General features: G+C 66.3%; 15 protein-coding genes. 12 read left to right on the forward strand and 3 right to left on the reverse strand.

Annotated elements, in window-relative coordinates:
- Positions 1-58: 58 nt before the first annotated feature.
- The 5 genes from KY501_RS01210 to KY501_RS01230 are packed head-to-tail and all read left to right on the forward strand — an operon-like array spanning position 59 to position 7956.
- Complete coding sequence (locus tag KY501_RS01210) at positions 59-3448, forward strand: rhamnosyltransferase WsaF family glycosyltransferase (protein ID WP_224360479.1); 3390 nt, start codon at positions 59-61, stop codon at positions 3446-3448.
- A 4-nt stretch (positions 3449-3452) separates the two neighbouring features.
- Positions 3453-4424: an NAD-dependent epimerase/dehydratase family protein gene (locus KY501_RS01215; RefSeq protein WP_224360480.1), complete on the forward strand. Its 972-nt coding sequence runs from the start codon at positions 3453-3455 to the stop codon at positions 4422-4424.
- Entirely contained in the window at positions 4421-6322 is a 1902-nt protein-coding gene (locus KY501_RS01220; RefSeq protein WP_224360481.1) for an HAD-IIIA family hydrolase, read from the forward strand. The genes KY501_RS01215 and KY501_RS01220 overlap by 4 nt, the downstream gene beginning before the upstream one ends.
- Positions 6319-7299 (forward strand): GHMP family kinase ATP-binding protein, encoded by a 981-nt coding sequence (locus KY501_RS01225; RefSeq protein ID WP_224360482.1) that lies wholly within the window; start codon positions 6319-6321, stop codon positions 7297-7299. The genes KY501_RS01220 and KY501_RS01225 overlap by 4 nt, the downstream gene beginning before the upstream one ends.
- Before the next feature lie 54 nt (positions 7300-7353).
- A complete protein-coding gene (locus KY501_RS01230; protein WP_224360483.1) occupies positions 7354-7956 on the forward strand; it encodes an SIS domain-containing protein in 603 nt (200 codons plus the stop codon).
- A gap of 48 nt (positions 7957-8004) precedes the next feature.
- Here KY501_RS01230 and KY501_RS01235 read toward each other — a convergent pair whose 3' ends face one another.
- Positions 8005-9669: a hypothetical protein gene (locus tag KY501_RS01235; RefSeq protein ID WP_224360484.1), complete on the reverse strand. Its 1665-nt coding sequence runs from the start codon at positions 9667-9669 to the stop codon at positions 8005-8007.
- A 131-nt stretch (positions 9670-9800) separates the two neighbouring features.
- On the opposite strand from KY501_RS01235, the gene KY501_RS01240 reads away from it, so the two are divergent.
- The 6 genes from KY501_RS01240 (at position 9801) to KY501_RS01265 (ending at position 15127) form a co-directional block, all read left to right on the forward strand.
- Positions 9801-10943: an NAD(P)/FAD-dependent oxidoreductase gene (locus KY501_RS01240; protein WP_224360485.1), complete on the forward strand. Its 1143-nt coding sequence runs from the start codon at positions 9801-9803 to the stop codon at positions 10941-10943.
- Entirely contained in the window at positions 10943-11947 is a 1005-nt protein-coding gene (locus KY501_RS01245) for a glycosyltransferase family 2 protein (protein ID WP_224360486.1), read from the forward strand. The genes KY501_RS01240 and KY501_RS01245 overlap by 1 nt, the downstream gene beginning before the upstream one ends.
- Positions 11940-12764, forward strand: coding sequence for a glycosyltransferase family 2 protein (locus KY501_RS01250; protein WP_224360487.1), 825 nt, complete (start codon positions 11940-11942; stop codon positions 12762-12764). Before KY501_RS01245 ends, KY501_RS01250 begins: the two co-directional genes overlap by 8 nt.
- Positions 12757-13521 carry an NAD-dependent epimerase/dehydratase family protein gene (locus tag KY501_RS01255; protein ID WP_224360488.1) on the forward strand — a complete coding sequence of 255 codons (765 nt, stop codon included), beginning with the start codon at positions 12757-12759 and terminating at the stop codon, positions 13519-13521. The genes KY501_RS01250 and KY501_RS01255 overlap by 8 nt, the downstream gene beginning before the upstream one ends.
- 5 nt (positions 13522-13526) lie before the next feature.
- Positions 13527-14342: a sugar phosphate isomerase/epimerase family protein gene (locus KY501_RS01260; RefSeq protein ID WP_224360489.1), complete on the forward strand. Its 816-nt coding sequence runs from the start codon at positions 13527-13529 to the stop codon at positions 14340-14342.
- A 110-nt stretch (positions 14343-14452) separates the two neighbouring features.
- Positions 14453-15127, forward strand: coding sequence for a hypothetical protein (locus KY501_RS01265; protein ID WP_224360490.1), 675 nt, complete (start codon positions 14453-14455; stop codon positions 15125-15127).
- On the opposite strand, the gene KY501_RS01270 is transcribed toward KY501_RS01265, so the two are convergent.
- Both KY501_RS01270 and KY501_RS01275 read right to left on the reverse strand, forming a co-directional pair.
- Entirely contained in the window at positions 15124-15561 is a 438-nt protein-coding gene (locus KY501_RS01270; protein ID WP_224360491.1) for a hypothetical protein, read from the reverse strand. The genes KY501_RS01265 and KY501_RS01270 overlap by 4 nt on opposite strands.
- Positions 15551-17182 (reverse strand): glycosyltransferase, encoded by a 1632-nt coding sequence (locus KY501_RS01275; protein ID WP_224361055.1) that lies wholly within the window; start codon positions 17180-17182, stop codon positions 15551-15553. The genes KY501_RS01270 and KY501_RS01275 overlap by 11 nt, the downstream gene beginning before the upstream one ends.
- Before the next feature lie 113 nt (positions 17183-17295).
- Between KY501_RS01275 and rfbB the strand changes: the two genes are divergently transcribed.
- On the forward strand, positions 17296-18315 hold the full coding sequence (gene rfbB, locus KY501_RS01280) for a dTDP-glucose 4,6-dehydratase (RefSeq protein WP_224360492.1): 1020 nt from the start codon (positions 17296-17298) through the stop codon (positions 18313-18315).
- The last annotated feature ends 10 nt before the right edge of the window (positions 18316-18325 follow it).

Here is an 18325-nt window from a genome sequence, read left to right on the forward strand (position 1 = left end):
CTTGACTGGGATCAGTAGGATACCCCGCCCAGTCTCTCCCGTTTTGAAAGGTCTCTCCTTGTTGCGCTTCACCGGTGAGCGAATCGTCCCCGAGGCGGATAACTGCGAGCCACAGTTCGCCCGGAAGATGTACCAGGAGCACATCGCCCGGTACCTCTTTGCCTCCCAACTGGTTCAAGGACGCCAGGTGTTGGATGTGGGGTGCGGAGTCGGTTACGGCTCTCGCATCCTTGCACAGCAGGGAGCCACGCACGTCACCGCGCTGGACATTTCGGCGGAGGCCATTTCCCACGCTCGGGCGCACTACAAGCACCCGGCGGTGGACTTTCGTGTGGAGTCTGCTTCGGAGTTCCACCTCGCACGCACCTTCGACGTCGTCATCTGCTTCGAGCTGATCGAGCACGTGCCGGCGGAGGCGCAGGAGCAGGTGCTGGGCCGGATCGCCGAGCACCTGTCCGAGGATGGCGTCCTCTTGATCTCCACCCCGCGGGCGCTGGCGGAGAAACGCTCTCCGTTTCACACCCGCGAGTACACGCAGGAGGAGTTCCAGAAGGCCCTCCAGCGCCACTTCGGCCACACAGCCTTCTTCTTCGAGAACAATCACTTCGCCTCGCTGGTGACGTCCGGGCTGCCGCGGGAATTGCGGCGCATCGAGGTGATCGGCTCGGCGCCCTTCGAGCTGGCGGACGCGGACTACTTCATCTGCGTGGCGTCCCGGAAGCCGCTGGACCTGTCGCGGCTGGAGTCTCAGCTCGTCCTCAACGATGAGAACTACGTGAAGCTGCTCGAGCGCGACGTGGAGATCCTCCACCGCGCGGAGAACACCCTGCGCGAGGAGCGCTCGAGCCTGGAGAAGCGGCTGACCGACGCCGAGAAGGATCTGGCTGGAACGCGCTCCCGCCTGGCCGAGCGAGAGGCCACGGCTGCTCAGCTGGAGACTCGGGCCGCGCGGCTCGAGGCTCGCTTGGACGATGCGATGCAGCAGCGCGGCACCCTGACCAAGAGGGTGGAGGGGCTGTCCCAGCAGCTCGTGGATGCCCTTCGGGAACTGGAGCTCTGGAAGCAGCGGGCCGAGGGGGCACTGGCCCAGGTGGACCAGGTGCTGAACTCCCGGAGCTGGCGCTATGCGGAGCCGCTCCGCGCCAGCAAGCGCCAGCTCAAGCGCATCGCCCGCAAGGGAAAGCAGCAGGTCAACCGGGTCTCCGAGTTCTTCTCTCGCCCGCAGGATGCGGGCCAGCATTCGGCCTCTCCTGATGCAGCTCAGCCGGTCCATCCGGCCGCTGTCCAGCATGTGGGGCCTGCCTTCGAGTCGGAGGTCCTCTTCGTCGTCGGTTGCCATGAGGGCGAGTCCAAGCGCTACCGCGTCGTCAATGTCTCCGAGGCGTTGGGGGCGACGGGGGTGAGCACGCTGGTGATGAGCGACGCGCAGCTCCCGGAGATGATCGCTCGGGGCGTGAAGGCGAAGGCCCTGGTGATCTTCCGCGCGGCGTGGACGGAGGAGCTCGGCAAGCTGATCGCCTTGGCCCGGAAGGCAGGGGCCCGCGTGTTCTTCGATGTCGACGATCTGATCTTCGAGCCGGAGAACATCGACAACGTCCGGGTGGTGCGGGACGCCTTCGGCCCGGAGGAGCGGGCGCAGTATCTGGAGGGCGTGAAGCGCTATCGCCGCACGTTGCTGGAGTGCGACGCGGTGACGTGTCCCACGGATTTCCTGCGGCAGCGGGCCGAGGCGCTGGGGCGCCAGAGCTACGTGCTGCCCAACACCCTCAATCACCGGCAGATCGAGATCGCCCGGGGCCTGCCGCCCAAGACGACCACTCCGGGCGCGGTCCGCATCGGCTACTTCAGCGGCAGCAACACGCACCAGGTGGACTTCAGTGCCTGCGAGCCCGCGCTGCTGCGCTTGATGGAGGCCTATCCCCAGGTGCGCTTCGTGCTGGTGGGTATCCTCGATCTGGGGCCTGCGTGGAACCGCTTCGCGAGCCGCGTGGAGCGGGTTTCCTTCCAGCCGTATGAGCAGATGCTGAAGACGCTGTCCAACATGGACATCAACCTCGCGCCGCTCGAGGTGGGCAACCCGTACTGCGAGGGCAAGAGCCAGCTGAAGATCTTCGAGGCGGGCCTGGTGCACGTGCCGACGGTGGCTTCCGCCACGAGCAGCTACGCGGCGTCCATCGATCACGGCGTGGATGGCTTCCTGGCTCGCACCGAGGCCGAGTGGTTCACGGCGCTGGAGGCGCTGGTGAAGGATCCGGAGCTGCGCGGCACCGTGGGCGAGAAGGCACATGCTCGGGCGCTGGCGCAGTTCTCGCTGGAGGCCCTGGGGCCGGTGGCTCGCGATGCCTTCCTGGTTCGGCGGGAGGAGGCCGCACCGCCGCCGGAGAAGGCGGAGGCGCGACCTGCGAGGAAGGGCCGCAAGATCCTCAAGGTGTCGTGGGTCGTCCCAGGGCTGCCGCTCGGCAGCGGAGGCCACCGCAACATCATCCGGGTGGCGTATCACCTGCAGCGCTTCGGGCATGACCTGGAGCTGTACTTCACCGGCACGGACGAGACGGGCCCGGAACTGACGAAGAAGGTGCAGAAGCACTTCTACCCGTTGGACTGCCCCATGTTCCGGTACCAGGGGGACTTCAACGCCACGGACGTCATCTTCGCCACCCACTGGTCCACGGTGGAGGTGGCCCTGCGCCACCGTTCGCAGGCCGAGCACCTCGCGTACTTCGTGCAGGACTTCGAGCCGCTCTTCTACCCGATGGGCAGCGAGTACATCCTCGCGGAGAACACCTACCGGCAGGGCCTGTACCACATCACCTCGGGCCCCTGGTGCGCGCACCTGCTGCGCGAGCAGTACCACGTGCCCGCCGAGCACTTCATCTTCCCGATCGATCGGGACATCTACTACCCGCGGCCGCGCGCGGAGGGAGGCCCGCTGCGGGTGCTCTTCTTCGGCCGGCCGGAGATGCCGCGGCGCTGCTACGACATCGGCCTGAGCATGCTCAAGCACCTGCACCAGCTGGTGCCGGACGTGGAGCTGAACCTGTACGGCTCGCGCGAGCTGGCCTCGCACTCGTTCCCGTTCCCGGCGAAGGTCCACGCGCTGCTGCCGGGCATCCAGGATCTGGCCAACCTCTACGCCAGCTCGGACGTGGGCGTGGCCTTCTCCACCACCAACCCCAGCCTCGTGCCGTACGAGATGATGGCCTGCGGGCTGCCGGTGGTAGACCTGCACCGCCCCGGCAACGAGATCAACTACGGCGGGCGCCAGGACATCGCGCTGCTGGCCGATCCCATCCCCGAGCGCATGGCCATCCAGGTGGCCGAGCTGTTGAAGGATCCCGCAGAGCGGGCGCGCCGCTCCAAGGCCGGCATCGAGCTGGTCAGCACCTTCCCCAACGAGGAGCAGATGGCCCGCCGGGTCGAGGAGCTGCTCCTCAAGCTCTACGCGTGAGCCTATGACTACCCGTACCGCACTCGTCACCGGCGCCGCCGGCTTCATTGGCAGCCACCTCGTCGATCGGCTCCATGCCCAGGGTTACACAGTCCTGGGCGTGGACAACCTCATCCGCGGCCACCGCCGCAACCTGGCCGAGGCCGAGAAGCACCCAGGCTTCCGGCTGCTGGAGGAGGATCTCAGCCAGTACCCGCGCTGCCTGGAGGCCGTGCGCGCGGCGGCTCCGGGGCCCATCGACATCATCTGGCACATGGCGGCCAACTCGGACATCGCCGCGGGCGTGGCGGACCCGGACGTGGACCTGACGCACACGTTCCTCACCACGCACAACAGCCTGCGCATCGCTCGCGCGCTGAAGATTCCGCGCTTCGCGTTCGCTTCCAGCTCGGCGGTGTACGGCGATCACCCCAGCGTGCTCACCGAGGACACCGGTCCGCTGTTCCCCATCTCCAACTATGGGGCCATGAAGCTGGCCTCCGAGGGCCTCATCAGCGCCGCCCTGGAGAGCTTCCTGGAGCAGGTGTGGATCTTCCGCTTCCCGAACGTAGTGGGGAACCGGGCCACTCACGGCATCATCTATGACCTGATCCACAAGCTGAAGCGCACCCGCGCCGAGCTGGAGGTGCTGGGAGACGGCACGCAGAGCAAGCCGTACCTGCACGTGAGCGAGCTGCTCGAAGCGATGCTGCTCTCTCGGGAGAAGGCCACCCAGCGGCTCAACTACTTCAACGTCGGTGTGGCGGGCCAGGAAGATGCCACCACCGTGCGCGGCATCGCGGAGCGGGTGATCTCCGTGGTGTCGCCCGGCACGCCCATCCGCTTCACGGGTGGGAAGAAGGGCTGGACGGGGGATGTGCCGAAGTTCCGGTACTCCACCGCGAAGATCCAGGGACTGGGGTGGAAGCCTCAGCTCACCTCGGACCAGGCCATCGAGCGGGCCGTCCGGGAGATCGCCGCAGAGCTGATGTCATGAAGCAGGTGGTCATCCTCGCCGGGGGCAAGGGCACCCGGCTCGGCACCCGGCTGGGCGAAAACCTCCCCAAGCCGATGATGGACGTGGCGGGAAAGCCGCTGCTCCAGCACCAGCTCGAGTTGGCGCACCGTCACGGGTTCAACGAGGCCGTGCTGTTCACCGGCTACCGGGCGGAGGCCATCGAGTCCTTCTTTGGGGACGGGGCCTCGCTGGGCATGCGGCTCGTCCACCACCGTGAGCCCCAGCCGCTGGGCACCGCGGGCGCCGTCATGGAGGGCTGGGAGCTGCTCGCCGAGCGCTTCCTGGTCATGTACGGCGACACGATGCTGGACGTGGACCTCACGCGCTTCTGGGCCGCGCATGAGGCCTCAGGGGCGGACGTCACGCTGTTCCTGCACCCGAACGATCACCCCGCGGACTCGGATCTGGTGGAGGTGGACGACGCGGGCAAGGTGCTGGCTTTTCACGGCTACCCGCACCCGCCGGACCGGTTCCTGCCCAACCAGGTCAACGCGGCGCTCTACGTGATCGAGAAGCGGGCGCTGCCGGCCTTCTCCGGACAGCCGCGCATCATCGACTTCGCCAAGCACCTGTTCCCCGATTTGCACCGCCAGGGCGTGCGCTTCTTCGGCTACGTGAGCCCCGAGTACATCAAGGACATGGGGACTCCGGAGCGGTACGACCGCGTGGTGGGCGATCTGCGCTCCGGCAAGATCGCGAAGCGCTCGCTGGGCGCCGCGCAGCCGGCGGTGTTCCTGGATCGAGACGGAACGCTCATCCGTGAGGACGGCTACATCCGTACGCCCGAGCAGGTCCACCTCATCGATGGGGTGGGATCGGCGGTGCGGCGCCTGAACCAGTCCACGCTGCGCACGGCCATCGTTACCAACCAGCCCGTGATCGCCCGGGGTGAGGCCACCGAGGAGACGCTCCGGCAGATCCACTACAAGCTGGAGACGCTGCTGGGGCGCGAGGGCGCCTACGTCGATCGCATCTACTTTTGTCCGCACCATCCGGACGCGGGCTTCCCGGGCGAGCGGCGCGAGCTGAAGATCCGCTGCAACTGCCGCAAGCCCGCCACGGGCATGCTGGAGCAGGCCGCGAAGGACCTGGTCATCGATCTGCCGCGCTCATGGCTCATCGGCGACAGCACGGTGGATGTGCGCACGGCGCGCAACGCCGGCATGCGCTCCATCCTCCTGCGCACGGGCGAAGCGGGCCGAGACGCTCGCTTCCCGGACCGGCCAGACTACGTCTTCCACACGCTGGGGGACGCGGTCGACTTCGCCCTCCAGGGACATGAAGCGCTGCGCCGCAAGCTGGCTCCGGTGGCCGAGCGCATCACCCCGGGGATGCTGGTGGGGATCGCCGGGTTGGCACACTCGGGCAAGAGCAGCGCCAGCTCCGTGCTGCGCGAGCTGCTCGCCGAGCGGGGGTTGCGGGTCACCATCCTCTCCCTGGACTCATGGATCCGTTCCGCGGCGGACCGGAGCGGACCCGAGCCCCAGCACAGCTATGACTACCCGGCCATCGAGGCCGCCCTTACCCCGCTCGCCTCGCGCACGGGGGCGAGCACGCTGCGGTTGCCTCGCTATGAGCGCGCCTCTCGCACCTCGCACCTGGATGGGGAAGTGGTCGAAGTAGGGGGTGGGGAGGTCTTGCTGGTCGAGGGTGTGGTGGCGCTCGATGTTCCGGGGCTCCAGGCGGCGCTCGGTCTCAAGGTCTTCGTCGACTGTGACGAATCCGTGCGGCGTGAACGTTTCCTCCGGGACTACGCGTGGAGAGGGACGTCCCAGGAAGAGGCCCTGGGGCGGTATTCGGAGCGAGAGGCTCACGAGAACCCGCGCATTCGCGCCACTCGTGAGCGGGCGGACGTCGTCGTGGAGATGGGTACATGATCATCAGCCGGGCACCATTGCGGATGAGCTTCGTCGGCGGAGGCAGCGATCTGCCCTCCTTCTACCGGGAGCATGGGGGAGCGGTCGTCTCCACCACCGTCGACAAGTACGTCTACGTCACCATCAACAAGAAGTTCGATGACTCCATCCGCATCAGCTACTCGAAGACGGAGGAGGTGGACACCGTCAACGAGATCCAGCACCCCATCGTCCGCGAGGCGATGCGGCTGCTGAAGATCCCCGGTGGGCTCGAGATCACCTCCGTGGCGGACATCCCCGCCAAGGGCACGGGCCTGGGTTCCTCCAGCACCTTCGCGGTGGGCCTGCTCCACGCGCTCTACGCGCAGATGGGGAAGTTCGTCTCCGCTGAGACGCTCGCTCGCCAGGCCTGCGAGCTGGAGATCGACGTCCTCAAGGAGCCCATCGGGAAGCAGGACCAGTACGCGGCCGCCTACGGGGGACTGAGCTTCATCCAGTTCAACGCGGACGACTCGGTGTTCGTCCACCCCATCATCTGCGCCAGGGAGACGCTGGACCGTTTCCAACGCAACACGATCTGCTTCTACACGGGGATTACCCGAAGCGCGTCCGCCATCCTGAAGGCCCAGGACGAGGCGGTGCGCGGCAGCCGCAGCAAACAGGACGTGTTGCGGCAGATGGTGCGCCTCACCTACGACTTCAAGCACGAGCTGGAGCACAACAACCTGGACACCGTGGGCGAAATCCTTCACGCCAACTGGGTGCTGAAGAAGAGCCTCACGGCCGGAGTGAGCAGTCCGGCAATCGACGAGTGGTATGCCAAGGCTTGTCAGGCTGGAGCCACCGGTGGCAAGCTGCTGGGAGCCGGCTCTGGCGGATTCCTCATGTTCTACGCCCCCGAGGAAGCTCACCCTGCGATTGCGCAAGCCTTGGGAGATCTGCGGCGTGTGGACTTCAAGTTCGAGCCACGGGGCAGCGCCATCATCTTCGTTCACTGATTACCCGCAGCAACGGGGGGCCGAGCCCCGGATGTGCCGAGGAGAGAGAGAAACATGACGTACAGTGAGGCCTATTACAGCCGCATGGTGAAGGCCATTCATGCGCTCGACTACCAGCAGGTGGACTTCTGCATGGACCTGGTCGAGGCCGCCTGGAAGGAAGGCCGGCAGATCTTCACCATGGGCAACGGAGGCAGCGCATCCACGGCCTCCCACTTTGTGTGCGACTGGAACAAGGGTGTCTCCTACAAGAAGGAGCACCGCATTCGCGCCATCTGCCTCAACGACAACGTGCCCACGATGATGGCGTACGCCAACGACGTGTCGTACCTGTCCGTCTTCGAGGAGCCGCTGAAGAACTTCATGCGGCCGGGAGATCTCGTCATCGGCATCTCCGGCAGCGGCAACTCGCCCAACGTGCTCAACGCCATCCAGTGGGCCAATGAGAACGGCGGCATCACGCTGGGCATCACCGGCTACGACGGCGGCAAGCTGAAGCTGATGTCCCGGCACTCGCTGCACGTGAACGTGAACGACATGCAGATCGTCGAGGATCTGCACCTGTCCTTTGGCCACGTCACCATGCAGCGGCTCAGCGGCATGCCCGCCGAGTGCTATGTGGAGAAGGAGAAGCGGGCCGCCACCGGCACGCGCTGAGCCGGGCGCTGGAGCGTGTCAGCCTCCCACTTTTGGGGGGCTGACCCTTCAAGGCGCGGGCTGGGCGACGGCGGCGGAGATCTCCGGGTGGCGGAAGACGCGCTGCTCATTCTCGGGTGTGCGCGGCTCGAGCAGCTCGGGGAACGCGGTGGACACGCGGTAGTTCTCGAGCAGGTAGTCCCGCACGCGAGGCAGCGCGTGGACGTTGTGGGAGAACCAGAAGTCCTTCGGGTTCAGCACGACGAACCGGGGAGGTGCGGCGCGCAGCTGCGCGAGCATCTCCTCCTCGTAGTGGACCAGGTCCATGAACACGATGCTGAAGGTGGTGGCGCTGTTGCGCTCAGAGGTGGCGTACAGCAGCGGCCAGGTTCCGAAGATGAAGAGGGTGTCCTCGGGCCGCGAGTTGTCGCGGATGTAGCGGCCCACCTGCTCGCTCCAAGCGAACTCCCCCATGACGGGGAACTGCCGGGCCAGCTTCCAGGTCATCGTCAGTGGCAGCCAGAGCGAGTTCCCCACGCCGATCACCGCCAGCGCCGCGAGCATCGCGAGTGCTCCTGCGATGAGCTTGCGGGAGCGCTGACTCGCGAGCGCCTGGCGCACAAGCCCCACCGTGCCCGCGCCGGCGGCCAGCCCGAGGAAGGGAAACGCGGGGATGGCGTGGAAGGCGAGCTGGCCGATGCCGGAGGGATTGGCTCCAACCCAGCCGCCGATGGCGCCGGCCCACGCCAGCCACAAGGCCACGCGCGAGGTGCGCTCCTGCCGCCGCCAGTACACCGCATAGCTCACGATGGAGACGGCCAGGGCGCAGAGGGCGAAGCGCCACAGGGCTCGAATGGCCGGTTCGTTCAGGTGGCCAATCCAGCCTGCCGGGTCCACGTAGGTCTTCGCCTTCATGTTGTGTAGCAGGGTCCAGTAGATGAAGTCGTTCAGCGTGCCCATTGCCGCGAAGATCCCCACGAAGGCGAGCAGGGGGAGCACGGCTCCGAGGCTCACCCAGACGGCATCCAGGGCCAGGAGCTTGAGCCAGGGAGTGCCCGGTGAGCGCCCCACCACGCGCCCCACGGTGACGACGAGCACGACGAGGGCGAAGAGTTCGACGGCCAGGAGCCGGGCCATGAAGGCCAGGCCGAACAGCGCTCCCACGCCGAGCGCCAGCCGAGCCCGGGCTGGGCCCTGGAGCTGGAGGTTCGACTCCAGCCGCAGGATGGCCACGGTGCCCAGGAGCATGAACAGCACGCTGGGTACCTCGCTCAAGTGCAGGTAGGCCCAGAGCGGCACCTCGAGCAGCAGATAGGCCACGGCTCCGATGAAGCCAGCGGCCAGGGAGAAGGCGCGCCGTCCCAGGAGCAGGAGAGTGAGGAGGATGCCGCTGTTGAGTGCCGCCGCCAGTGCTCGATTGAGCGAGGCACTGAAGCCGAAGGCATGTCCCCACAGGAATGACAGCAGGGCACCCAGCGGCATGTGGACGTCGAACTGACGCTTGTAGAGCGAGGAGAAGAAGCGCCCGTACGCGACGTGCTCCAGGTCGTCGTTGAAGAAGTTGAAGTTTCGGAGGCTGAGCGCCAGCGCGAACTGGGCGGTGATGAGCACAGCGCCAGCGATGACGAAGCGGACGGTGTCCGCGCGTGACGCACGAGGTGCGGAGGGGATGGGCGGACTCATGGAGACGTGAAGGCGGTGAGACTCATAGCTGTCACGCACGCGTCCTGCCATGTGAGAGGTACCTTGACGTCCAAGGGTCTTCGTGAGCTATGATTATGCCCTCACGGGCCGGACATGATCAGTTGTCTGCTCGCTGGGGCCGCGGAGAGAGCGGCTCACGCGGGTGTGACTCCATCGAGTGTATGCCCGTAGGTCATAGCCAGACATACGATGCGGTAGTCATTGGCGCGGGCTTCTTTGGATGCAGCCTCGCGCGCCACTTGAGTGGCTTCCTCGGCCGGGTGCTCCTCGTGGAGCGTGAACCCGAGCCGATGAGGCGCGCCTCCTATGCCAATCAGGCGCGGGTCCACAATGGCTATCACTATCCGCGCAGCCTGCTGACAGCGCTGCGCTCCCGAGTGAACTTTGGTCGCTTTGTCAGTGAATACGCGGACTGTATCCGCAGTGATTTCGAGAAGTTCTATCCCATCGCGTTGCAGCACTCGCATGTCACCGCCAACCAGTTCCAGACCTTCTGCGAGCGCATCGGTGCTCCCATCGAACCTGCTACTCCCCAGGTGCGAGCCCTGTTCGATCCCGACCGGGTGGAGAGCGTCTTTCGCGTGCAGGAGTTCGCATTCGACGCGGTGAAACTGCGCGAGAGGGTGCTCCGCGAGCTTTGGGAGACGAGCACCCAACTGCGCATGCGCACGGAAGTCACGAAGCTCTCTCCCTGGCGAGACGGGTGCATCGCGGTGGATCTGCGGGAGGACGGGGCAGGGGATCAGGTGGTGGCGAGGTATGTCTTCAACTGCACCTACGCCCGGCTCAACGCGCTGCTCCAGGCGTCGGGGTTGCGCACGCTGCCGCTCAAGTACGAGGTGGCGGAGATGGCCCTGGTGGAGGTGCCGCCCGAGTTACGGGAGGTCGGGGTGACGGTGATGTGTGGGCCCTTCTTTTCGGTGATGCCCTTTCCGTCCAAGGGGCTGCACACCTTGAGCCACGTGCGCTACACGCCCCACCATTCGTGGCAGGACATGGCGGACGGCTGCGGCCGGGACCCCTACCAGCACCTGGAGAACTACGAGCGCAGGACGAACTTCGAGCTCATGCTCCGCGACGCGCAGAGGTACCTGCCGGTGATGGAGGGCTGCCGCTACGTCGAGTCTCTCTGGGAGATGAAGACAGTGCTGCCGTCGAGCGAGGTGGATGACAGCCGGCCCATCCTCTTCAAGCGCGATCACGGGCTGAAGAACCTCATCTGCCTGATGGGGGGCAAGATCGACAACATCTACGACGTGCTGCAGGAGGTTGACGTGCTGCGCAAGCGCGGGGAGCTGAACTGATGGGGCTGGTGGACTGCTTCGTGTCGGTGGTGGTGCCCCTGAGCAACTGCGGCTCCATCATCAACGGTTTCCTCGATGAAGTGACGGGGATCCTCCAAGCGAACTACACCAACTATGAGTTGGTGCTGGTGGATGATGGCTCGAGCGACGATACGGCCGAGCGGGTGAAGGAAGCCCTGGGGCGCCATGCGTGCGTGCGCTACCTCCGGCTGTCGCGCAAGTTCGGCACGGAGATCGCCATTGCCTCCGGGTTGGAGTCGGTGATCGGCGACTACACGGTGGTGATGTTGCCCGAGTGCGATCCTCCGTCCCTCATCCCCGAGCTGGTGGCCCAGGCGCGCGCTGGCCAGGGGGTGGTCTTCGGGGTGCGGCGCAACCGCGAGGGAGATCCGCTGTGGCTGAGGCTGGGCGCCTTCATCTTCTATGGGCTGGCCCGTTTCGTCTTCCGATGGCGGCTGCCTCGCAACGGCACCGAGTTCCGGGTGCTCAGCCGGCAGGTGGTGAATGCCATCTCCCGAATCAAGGATCGCTACCGCTACCTGAGCCTGCTCAGCTTCTACGTAGGCTACGCCAGCCAGAGCTTCGTCTACACGCCGGTGTCGAGGAGCTCGCGGCGGCGGCGCGGTTTCTTCGACGCGGTGTCGCTCGCCATTGGGATGATCGTGGCGTACTCCACGCATCCGCTGCGGTGGGTGACATGGGTGGGCGTAGGGGCGAGCCTGTTGAACCTGCTCTACATGAGCTACGTGGTGGGCATCTACCTGTTCATGCCGCAGGTGCAGGAGGGGTGGACGACGATGTCGCTCCAGTCCTCGGGCATGTTCTTCCTGCTCTTCACGTTGCTGGCGGTGTTGGCGGAGTACATCGGCCGTCTGGTGGAGGAGTCCTCGGAGCGGCCCCTGTACTACGTGATGGAAGAGCGCAACAGCAACGTGCTGGTGGCCGAGCGCCGCACCAACGTCGTCCCCGAGTCCGCTCCGCTCCCGAAGGTGTCGAATGGTTGAGGCCGTGCCGGACCTGTCTTGGGAGGTGCCCGCGTCCCGTGTCGTGGAGCTGCGTCCCCGGCGCACTCGCTACTGCGTCTGCATCCCCGTGATCAACGAGGGGGAGAAGCTCGCGAAGCAGCTTTCGCGCATGCAGCCGTTGATGGACACGGTGGACGTCATCATCGCGGACGGTGGCAGCACGGACAGCTCGGTGGCGTCGGAGCTCGTGGGGCCGGCCGGTGTGCGCACGGTGCTGGTGAAGACAGGGCCCGGCAAGCTCAGCGCCCAGATGCGCATGGCCTTCGCCTACGCGCTGGAGCAGGGCTACGAGGGGATTGTCACCATCGACGGCAACAACAAGGACGATCCGGGCGCCATCCCTCTCTTCCTGAAGGCGCTGGACGAGGGGTACGACCACGTCCAGGGTTCGCGCTTCATCCCCGGGGGCGAGGCGGAGAACACTCCGCCCATGCGGTGGTTGGGAATCCGCTTGGTGCACGCCCCGCTCATCAGCCTGGCGGCGGGGGCTCGCTACACGGATACCACCAACGGTTTCCGGGCCTACAGCCGCCGGTTCCTCGCGGATCCTCGCGTGGCTCCCTTCCGGGACGTCTTCTCCCGTTACGAGTTGCACTACTACCTGGCCATCCGCGCCCCGGAGCTGGGCTTCCGGGTGCTCGAGGTTCCCGTGTCCCGGCGCTATCCCGGCAAGGGGCCGGTGCCCACCAAGATCAGTGCCGTGCGCGGCAACCTGCTCGTGCTCCAGACGCTGATGAACGCGTGCCTCCATCGCTACGATCCTCCTTCCAGCTCTCGGGAGCAGCCCCATGCCTGATGCGCTCATCGGCCACACCGGCTTCGTGGGAGGCAACCTGCTGTGCCAACGGCCTTTCGAGGCGCTCTTCAACTCGAAGAACATCCAGGAGATCCGAGGCAAGGAGTACGACGTGCTCGTCTGTTCCGGTGCTCCCGCGGAGAAGTGGAAGGCGAACAAGGAGCCGGAGCGGGATTGGGAGATCCTCCAGGGGCTGATGGGGCACCTGCGTGAGGTGTCCGCCCGCAAGGTCATCCTCATCTCGACGGTGGACGTGTACCCCTCACCTGTCGAGGTGGATGAGGACTCGCTCATCGATTGGGAGAAGGCGGGTGCGTACGGCCGGCACCGGCGGCGGTTGGAGCTGTTCCTGCAGGAGCGCTTCGACACGCTCGTCGTCCGTCTGCCGGGCCTGTTCGGGCCGGGGCTGAAGAAGAACGTCGTCTATGACTTCCTCCATGACAACCGCGTGGAAGCCATCAACTCCGAGGGGGTCTTCCAGTTCTACGATCTGGGCAACCTGTGGCGGGATGTCCAGACGGCGCTGGCGCATGGGCTTGGCGTGGTGAACTTCACCGCTGAGCCTGTTCGTGTGTCGGAGCTGGCCAGGGAGGCATTCGCAAGGGAGTTCCATCAGCCGATGCCTGGCCCTGCACGCTACGATCTGCGCAGCAAGCATGCGGCACTGTATGGAGGGCGGAACGGCTACTTCTACGATCGAGGACAGGTGCTTCGAGCGATGAAGGCGTTCGTCGACTCGAGCCGGAGGCAGGCGTGATGAGGATGGCGGCGTCGAACATCGCCTGGGCTCGTTCGGACGAGGCGGAGGTGGCCGGACTGTTGCGCGAGCTGGGCTTCGAGGGTGTGGAGATTGCCCCCACGGCGGTCTGGGCTCAGCCTCTCCAGGTCAGCGATGCGGAGATCCGGGCCTATCGCGAGTCCTGGGAGCGGCGAGGCCTGCCCATTGTTGCCATGCAAGCCCTGCTCTTCGGACGGCCCGACCTCACGATCTTCGGTGATGCTACGAAGCGCGCGGAGACGTTCGAGCATCTCGCGGGGATGATTCGCCTCGGGGGCAAGCTGGGGGTCGGGGCGTTGGTGTTCGGCTCGCCGAAGAACCGGCTGGCCGGCTCATTGTCTCCCTCCCATGTAGAGGACATCGCGCTGCCGTTCTTCCATGGGCTCGGTCAGCTGGCCGCGGAGCATGGGACGCGCTTGTGCATCGAGCCCAACCCGAGCGTGTACGGCTGCGATTACGTCACCACCTCTCAGCAGGGGCTGGCACTGGTACGCAAGGTGGGGAGCCCTGGCTTCTGCCTGCACCTGGATGCGGGGGGAATGACGCTCAGTGGGGAGCCGGTGGATGACGCGTTGCTGGAGGCGCTGCGGGTGAGCCAGCACTTCCATGTCAGCGAGGCCAACCTGGCTCCAATCGGGACAGGCAGCGTGACGCACGAGCAGTTCGCCGCCGCCCTCAGGCAGGCGAAGTACGAACGGTGGGTCTCCGTCGAGATGCGGGCTCCCCCGGGACCGGTCTGGAGAGAGCAGCTTCGTGCCGCGCTCACGCACGCACGGCAGGTCTATGGTGCCGCGAGTTGATCCCGATGTAGGACAACCGGGCGAAGCGTTCGAATAAAGGCTCCAGGGGCCCGTCTGAGGCTTCGTGAACATGGAGCCCGATGGCTCCTCCAGCGCCTAGGATGAACGTCATGAACCGAATCACCACTGCCCTCGCCGCCTCGTTCTTCATCGCCAGCGCCGCATATGCCCAGCCCCCGCGCAACCGCCAGGAGCGAGCCCAGGACCGCCAGGAGGTCCGCCAGGATCAACGCGCGATTCGGGACGACCGGAAGGACCTGGCCGAGCTGCAAGCCGTCCTGAGCCGCTTCGACAATGCGTGGGCCCAGCGCAACGAGCGAGAGATGTCCGCCGTGGAGTCCCGGCTGCGCGAGCTCCTGCGTCAGGAGCTGGCCGAGGGCAAGAAGGAGATGGCGCAGTCCCAGGCCGAGGTTCGTCGAGACAACCGCGAGGTGCACGGAGACCGGCGGGAGCTGGGCCGCGACGAGATGTGGGGCAAGCCGGTGGCCTTCGCGAATGATCGCCGGGACCTGAGGGACGACCGCCGCGACCGGCGCGATGACGTGCAGGATGCGCGCGCGGAGGCGGCTTCTCATCGGACCCGTTCCGCCATTGCCTGGGAGCTGTCCCCGCTCATGGGCAGCCGGAGGCCGGCGGACCTGCAGCGGATGCGCTCGCTCATCGTGGATCTCATCGGGCTGGCGCAGCAGGAGATCCAGCAGGACCACAGTGAGCTTCGCGAGGACCACCGCGAGAACCGTGAGGATCGGCGCGAGACCCGCGAGGATCGGCGCCAGCGCTTCTAAGGCCGTTGATCGAGCCGCGCGAGGCGCTCGTTGAGCTCCTTGCGCCAGGCCGCCTGGGTGCGCGCGTTCTCTCGCTGCTGCTCGTAGATGAGCGCCAGCGAGTCCAGGATGGCTTCGTTGAACTCCACCTGTTTGCGCAGCACCTCGTTGATGAATGGCTGGAAGGCCAGGCGGAAGGCGCGCTTGGCCAGCACCAGCGCCGGACCCACCACCGGGCGGTGTGAGGTGGCGGGCTCCGCGTAGCGCGAATCCTTCTTCTGTCGTGGCGTCTCCAGCAGGGGCGGCCACTGCGCCTCCGTGGGAGCCCGCTCTGTCCGCTCCAGAGTAGTGCGCAGGGCCTCGCGTGCCTCGGGAGTGGGGGAGGGGAGTTGCTCGGTCTCAGCGGCGACCGTGGCCGCCAGGGCCGGGTCCGTGAAGAGTTCTTCAGCGCGCATGGGTGACTCCTGGACGGCGCAAGGGCTCCACCAACCGGTGGAGGGCCGCCTCCAGCTTTCCTGCATCGTATGGGATGAGCCGTTCTTCGAGCGCCCGCGCCTCGGGGGATACGGGTGCTGAGGCTTCATGTACGGCCCACGCTCGTTGCTGAACGTGAGGCAGTGCGCTCCTCGCCACGAGCGTCGTCGCATCGAGGAACACCGGCGTCGCACGGGTGGTCCGCACGGCCAGCTCCAGCGACGACGAGCCCGGCAGCGGAGCATCCGCACTCGCGGCGACTGGTAGAGGCTGATCAGGACTGAAGCTCCAGACCGAGAAGCCTTTCTCCTGTTGCACGCGAGGGCTGACGGTATGCAGGGTCGTGGAGCTCAGCGCCAGCACGCGAGCCTCTGGAAGCTCCTCCGCCAACCTCCGTGTGAGCAGTGAGGAGGGGGCTCGCGGGTGGCTCACATAGCCTGGGCACACGAGATCAACCCGTTCGGACAGAGGGGGCTCTGTCGTCGGCGCCAAGGATCCCTCGAGGAGGGGGCGAAGCCCTTCGCGAATCTGCTGGGCCACCGCTTCCTGTCCCAGCGCCGCGAGCCGTGCCCGCTGCCCGGCGATGACCTTCTGGCGTAGCTCGGGCTTTCGTTCCAGCACCGCCAGCAGCTGCGCCACCTCGAGGGGATCGCGCGTCCTCGTGGCCAGTCCGGCTCCGCCCATCGTCTCGGGCACTGCCGCCGCGCCGTACGCCACCACCGGCACTCCGCGCTCCATGGCCTCCAACAGCGGCACGCCGAATCCCTCGTGCCGGCTCATCGACAGGTAGGCCGTGGCCACCGCGTAGCATGCCGAGAGCTGCGAGGCGCTCACCCGGCCCAGAAGGTGGACGCGTTCCGCTCCCAGCAGCTCCTTCACCCCATGCAGGTACGTTCCATATGGGGTCTCCCGGTTCAGGTAGCCCGCGATCAACAAGCGGCTCCTCGGCTGATAGAGCCGCTGGTACGCCGCGAACACGCGCATCACGTCGTCGATGCGCTTGCTCGGCACCGCTCGCCCCACGAAGAGGATGTTCGCGCAGCCGTCGTCGAACTCCGCCTGGAACGTCGGATCCGGCGGTGCGTGGAACGCGTTCCAGTCCAGCGCGAACGGCAGCACCGCCACGTGCGAGAATCCTCCCGCCGTCAGCTCCTCGGCGCTGAAGTGCGAATACGCGTACGCCGCCTCCACGTGCGGCCGCAGCGCCAGCAGCTCCTCCCTGGCCGCTTCGCATGCCGCCGACACCTTCCGATCGAAGCCCTCGAACAGAGAGGCCGGCGTGACGTTGTGGTACACGAGTGCTTTGCGCCCAGGGCCCCTCGCGATCAGCGGCACTTGCCGGGACTCGAAGCTGTGGTGGATGAGGAGCACCGAGTCCTCATCTGCCTCCCTTAGCCATGACTCTGCGGGCCGGACCTGCTCCCGGCACTCCGCATCCCATTGGTCGGCATAGATCTCCGACGCGTAGCCCCAACCCCTCAGGAGCGCCTGGAGGTAGCGCACCTGATTGCCCACCGCGTCACCCCACGCCAGCCGTGGCAACAGCTGATGGACGGCCCGGACGGGCGATGGTCCGCTGGCACGCCTGCTTTTCCGACGCATCACGATAGACTGCGCCTCTATCCCCGGAGCGCAGCCGGCACAAGGTAACCTTGACGTGGCGGAGCCGATCCGATAGCCAGACCCAATCCCTTGATTTCTCAGAGTAAGTCGAAATGAACGTCCTGATTACGGGGGGTTGCGGGTTCATCGGCTCCAACCTCGTGAAGTACATCCGCAAGCACCGCCCGGAGTGGAAGGTCGTCAACCTCGACAAGCTCACGTACGCGGGCAATCTCGAGAACCTCTCCGAGCTCGAAGGCGATCCCAAGCACGTCTTCGTCCGAGGCGACATCGGCAACGGGGAGCTCATCGAGCACCTGATGGCGCAGCACTCCATCGACGCCATCATGCATCTGGCCGCCGAGAGCCACGTGGATCGCTCCATCCTCGGCCCCGAGGTCTTCGTCGCCACCAACGTGCTCGGCACCCAGCGCCTGCTCGAGGCGGCCCGCTCGCGCGGCCTCAAGCGCTTCCTCATGGTGTCCACCGACGAGGTGTATGGCTCGCTCGGTCCCACCGGCTTGTTCACCGAGACGTCTCCGCTCCAGCCGTCGAGCCCGTACTCGGCTTCGAAGACGAGCTCGGACCTCGTCTCGCTGGCCTATCACCACACCTTCGGGATGGACGTGGTCGTCACCCGGTGCTCGAACAACTACGGGCGCTATCAGTTCCCCGAGAAGCTCATCCCCCTCATGGTCGCCAACGCGCTGCACGACAAGCCGCTGCCCGTCTACGGTGATGGCGGCAACGTGCGCGATTGGCTCCACGTGGATGACCACTGCTCCGCGCTCGTCACCGCGCTGGAGAAGGGCAAGGCCGGCGAGGTCTACAACATCGGCGGCAACTCCGAGCGCAAGAACATCGACATCGTCAAGGCCATCCTCGGCCTGGTCGGCAAGCCCGAGTCCCTCATCAAGTTCGTCAAGGACCGGCCCGGCCACGATCGCCGCTACGCCATCGATCCCACGAAGATCAAGACGGAGCTGGGCTGGTCGCCCTCGCAGACCTTCGAGCAGGGTCTGGCCGAGACCGTGAAGTGGTACGTGGACAACTCCGCCTGGTGGGAGCGCGTGATGAGCGGTGCCTACCGTCAGTACTTCGAGACCCAGTACCGCGCCCGTCTCAAGGGCTAGTCCCCGCCGG

It is taken from the genome of Hyalangium versicolor (genome assembly GCF_020103695.1).
GTDB lineage: Bacteria > Myxococcota > Myxococcia > Myxococcales > Myxococcaceae > Hyalangium > Hyalangium versicolor.

Coding starts and splice junctions, on each gene's coding strand:
- KY501_RS01215 (WP_224360480.1), top strand. CDS start 3,453: ATGACTACCCGTACCGCACTCGTCACCGGCGCCGCCGGCTTCATTGGC.
- KY501_RS01220 (WP_224360481.1), top strand. CDS start 4,421: ATGAAGCAGGTGGTCATCCTCGCCGGGGGCAAGGGCACCCGGCTCGGC.
- KY501_RS01225 (WP_224360482.1), top strand. CDS start 6,319: ATGATCATCAGCCGGGCACCATTGCGGATGAGCTTCGTCGGCGGAGGC.
- KY501_RS01230 (WP_224360483.1), top strand. CDS start 7,354: ATGACGTACAGTGAGGCCTATTACAGCCGCATGGTGAAGGCCATTCAT.
- KY501_RS01235 (WP_224360484.1), bottom strand. CDS start 9,669: ATGGCAGGACGCGTGCGTGACAGCTATGAGTCTCACCGCCTTCACGTC.
- KY501_RS01240 (WP_224360485.1), top strand. CDS start 9,801: ATGCCCGTAGGTCATAGCCAGACATACGATGCGGTAGTCATTGGCGCG.
- KY501_RS01245 (WP_224360486.1), top strand. CDS start 10,943: ATGGGGCTGGTGGACTGCTTCGTGTCGGTGGTGGTGCCCCTGAGCAAC.
- KY501_RS01250 (WP_224360487.1), top strand. CDS start 11,940: ATGGTTGAGGCCGTGCCGGACCTGTCTTGGGAGGTGCCCGCGTCCCGT.
- KY501_RS01255 (WP_224360488.1), top strand. CDS start 12,757: ATGCCTGATGCGCTCATCGGCCACACCGGCTTCGTGGGAGGCAACCTG.
- KY501_RS01260 (WP_224360489.1), top strand. CDS start 13,527: ATGGCGGCGTCGAACATCGCCTGGGCTCGTTCGGACGAGGCGGAGGTG.
- KY501_RS01265 (WP_224360490.1), top strand. CDS start 14,453: ATGAACCGAATCACCACTGCCCTCGCCGCCTCGTTCTTCATCGCCAGC.
- KY501_RS01270 (WP_224360491.1), bottom strand. CDS start 15,561: ATGCGCGCTGAAGAACTCTTCACGGACCCGGCCCTGGCGGCCACGGTC.
- KY501_RS01275 (WP_224361055.1), bottom strand. CDS start 17,182: ATGCGTCGGAAAAGCAGGCGTGCCAGCGGACCATCGCCCGTCCGGGCC.
- rfbB (WP_224360492.1), top strand. CDS start 17,296: ATGAACGTCCTGATTACGGGGGGTTGCGGGTTCATCGGCTCCAACCTC.